At 48.0% G+C, this 521-nt stretch carries 1 pseudogene; it reads right to left on the minus strand.

The features are described 5' to 3' along the window. Positions 1-132: 132 nt before the first annotated feature. Positions 133-521: pseudogene (locus R7E78_RS30430) on the minus strand (riboflavin synthase); the annotation flags it as partial.

The raw sequence follows: 521 nt of genomic DNA on the forward strand, positions 1-521 counted from the left end.
AGCAATGCGTGAAATCTTATTGCAATGGTAATGACATCAACAGTTTGAGCCTTGCACAATGCAAGTCAATTGCCCTAACGATGTTCTGTGACTCCGGTCTGTTATGGCAATTATCGCAACGTGGCTGATCGCTTACGCAAAGCCATTTTGTTGTAAGAAGTCCATGGTGATGCGAGATTCAGGCTGCTCTTCTTGCTGACCTTGCAGCAAGCGTTCCATATAACGCGCCAACACATCCACTTCTAAATTCACTTTGCGGCCCACTTGGAACTGGTCGATGGTGGTTTCTTCACTGGTGTGAGGCACAATCGTCAGTTTGAATGCGTTTTTACGTAAATCATTCACCGTTAAGCTGATGCCATCAACGGTGATAGAGCCTTTTTCTGCCACGTACTTGCTGATCTCAGCAGGCATCGCGACCCAAAACTCTATCGCACGACCAACTTGATTGCGCTCCACAATTTCACCCACGCCGTCCACGTGTCCAGATACAATGTGTCCGCCAAAACGTGTCGTCGGCA

This window comes from Vibrio sp. YT-19(2023) (assembly GCF_033337395.1).